This window comes from uncultured Campylobacter sp., assembly GCF_905371695.1.
Lineage (GTDB): Bacteria > Campylobacterota > Campylobacteria > Campylobacterales > Campylobacteraceae > Campylobacter_A.
Map to the genome: position 1 here is coordinate 1 of NZ_CAJPMA010000141.1, position 2,627 is coordinate 2,627.

A 2,627-nucleotide genomic window follows, 5' to 3' on the forward strand; every position below is an offset into this window, starting at 1 on the left:
GTTTTTAGCGTATTTTATATCTAAATTTGGCATATATTTTTTAGCTTCATCTATCCAGGTTGCGGATACGGCGGCAGCTGCTTTCCAAAAGACGTTGAGGCGCTTATCTATACCGCCAGACAAAATGGCTTTGAACCAGAGCTTTTAAACGCGGTCGAGTCTAGAAATAAGGCTCAAAAAAGAGTGCTGTTTGATAAAATTTATAACTTCTTTGGCGGCGATCTAAAGGGCAAGACGATTGCGCTTTGGGGGCTTGCGTTTAAACCAAATACCGATGATATGAGAGAGGCCAGCTCGCTAACTTTGATAAAACTTTTAAACGAAGCTGGCGCAAAAGTGGTCGCTTACGATCCAAAAGCGAGCGAAGAAGCTAAAAAATATATGCCAAATTTAGATATAAAATACGCTAAAAACAAATATGACGCTCTTGATAACGCCGATGCAATGGTGCTTGTAACTGAGTGGAGTGAGTTTAGATCGCCTGATTTTACGGAGATGAAACAGCGGCTAAAAAACGCCGTGATCTTTGACGGACGCAACCAATACGACGCAAAAAATCTGGCAAATTTGGGCTTTACGTATTTCCAAATAGGAGTGAAATCATGAGGAAAATTTTACTTTTTATCGCGGCTTGCGCGTTGCCGTTTGCACTTTTGGCGGGCGAAAACGCAGCTAAAACCGAGGAAAATATTTTCGAGCTACCTATCTCAAAGATGCCGCCTGATTATTTTAAATACGAAGTCGCGTTTTTTAAAGAAATAGAAATCGACTGCAACTTCGCCTTTTTACTCGGCGGAAAGCTTGAACAAAAAGAGGACGCACGCGGGATTTATTACGAATTTAGCGGCGGGGATGAGCTGGCGCAAACGATGATGCTCTGCAAGGACGGAAAGAAAAAGAGGCGGGTTTATTATGAGCTCACTCAAATTTTACCGGGCGTTAGCCCTATTAAAATCATAACTCCGCAAGGCGTAGGCGCGGAAATAAGAGTGTATGAACGCGTAAAAACGATAGAATCAAAAAAATTAAAAAGGCAAAATAAATGAAAATAGCCGTTATCGGACTAGGATACGTAGGGTTGCCTTTGGCGGCGGCGTTTAGCGAGAAATACGAAGTCACGGGCTTTGACGTCAATGCCGCCCGCATCGAGGAGCTTAAAAGCGGGTATGACCGCACGCTGGAGCTAAGCAGCGAACAGATGAAAAAAGCGATAGAAAACGGTATGAAATTTAGCCTAAATTTGGACGATATAAAGGATTGTAATTTCTTTATCGTTACCGTCCCGACGCCGATCGATAAAAACAAGCGTCCAGATTTGACGCCAGTGGTAAAAGCCACGCAAAGCGTCGCAAAGGTGCTAAAAAAGGGCGATATCGTCGTGTATGAAAGCACGGTGTATCCGGGCGTTACGGAGGAGATTTGCGTGCCGCTGCTTGAAGAGAGCGGGCTTAAATTTAACGAGGACTTTTTCTGTGGATATTCGCCGGAGCGCATAAATCCGGGTGACAAAGAGCACACCGTAACTAAAATCAAAAAAATCACTAGCGGCTCGACGCCCGAGGTAGCCGACAAGGTCGATGAGGTCTACCGCTCGATCATAACGGCGGGCACGCACAAAGCGCCTACTATCAAGGTCGCCGAGGCTGCCAAGGTCATCGAAAACACGCAGCGCGATATAAACATCGCCTTTATGAACGAGCTTGCGATGATATTTAACAAGATGAACATCGACACGAACGCCGTTTTGCGGGCTGCGGGTACGAAGTGGAATTTCTTAAATTTCCGTCCTGGGCTAGTGGGCGGCCACTGCATCGGCGTGGATCCATACTATCTCACGCACAAGGCGCAGGAGCTTGGCTTTCATCCCGAGATGATCCTAGCCGGTCGCCGTATAAACGACAATATGGGCAAATATGCCGCCGATCAGGTCGTAAAACTAATGATAAAAAGGGGCGTTTTGATAAATTCGGCTCGCGTTTTGGTGCTTGGGCTTACGTTTAAGGAAAACTGCCCCGATATCCGCAACTCGCGCGTGATAGACGTGATCGAGGAGCTTAGGGATTTTGGTTGCCGCGTGGACGTCTACGATCCGTGGGCGGACGAAACCGAGGTAAAGCGCGAATACGGTATCGCGCCGCTAAAAAGCTTTGACGAGGCGGACTACGACTGCGTCGTGATCGCCGTCGCTCACGATAAATTTAAAGGGTTAAAATTTAGCAAAGCTCTCGTTTACGATATCAAAAACGTATACGAAAACGCCGACGCAAGGCTGTGAATTTTAAAATTTAGGAAAACGATGGATAATCAAAATTTAAATAAGACCTACTCGAATAGGGAAATTTTTATGCTTATCGCGCTAGCATATGTTTTCGGCGTAGTTTGCAGGTTGTTTTACGTCGCTTGGGCTGGCGAGATAGAGCAGTTTTATTTTAACGGCGAGATAATGGTAAATACTAACGACGCCTTCGCAAACGCCGAGGGCGCGCGCGATATGTTGGATGGCTTTCATCAAGCGCATGATCTAAGTCCATACGGTGGCTCAATCCCTACGTTTACCTTCTTGCTGGCTAAAATTTTACCCGTAAAATTTGAAAGTATAATCTTTTATATGAGCGTTTTTTTAGCGC

At 45.5% G+C, this 2,627-nt stretch carries 3 protein-coding genes and 1 pseudogene; all 4 read left to right on the forward strand.

Translation table 11 applies throughout. From position 1 onward, the window contains the following. Nucleotides 1-39: 39 nt before the first annotated feature. Nucleotides 40-606: pseudogene (locus QZ147_RS08970) on the forward strand (UDP binding domain-containing protein); the annotation flags it as partial. After that, nucleotides 603-1,046: an ecotin family protein gene (locus tag QZ147_RS08975; RefSeq protein ID WP_295149509.1), complete on the forward strand. Its 444-nt coding sequence runs from the start codon at nucleotides 603-605 to the stop codon at nucleotides 1,044-1,046. The pseudogene QZ147_RS08970 and the gene QZ147_RS08975, both read left to right, overlap by 4 nt. Next, the gene (gene tviB / locus QZ147_RS08980) at nucleotides 1,043-2,275 is read left to right on the forward strand and encodes a Vi polysaccharide biosynthesis UDP-N-acetylglucosamine C-6 dehydrogenase TviB (RefSeq protein WP_295149511.1); all 1,233 of its coding nucleotides are present in this window, start codon (nucleotides 1,043-1,045) and stop codon (nucleotides 2,273-2,275) included. The genes QZ147_RS08975 and tviB overlap by 4 nt, the downstream gene beginning before the upstream one ends. 21 nt (nucleotides 2,276-2,296) lie before the next feature. Further along, a partial coding sequence (locus tag QZ147_RS08985; RefSeq protein ID WP_366508788.1) for an STT3 domain-containing protein occupies nucleotides 2,297-2,627 on the forward strand: 331 nt, incomplete at its 3' end.

What these genes read in the sequence shown, in the direction of transcription:
- tviB (WP_295149511.1), top strand. Translation starts at nt 1,043, where the DNA reads ATGAAAATAGCCGTTATCGGACTAGGATACGTAGGGTTGCCTTTGGCG.
- QZ147_RS08975 (WP_295149509.1), top strand. Translation starts at nt 603, where the DNA reads ATGAGGAAAATTTTACTTTTTATCGCGGCTTGCGCGTTGCCGTTTGCA.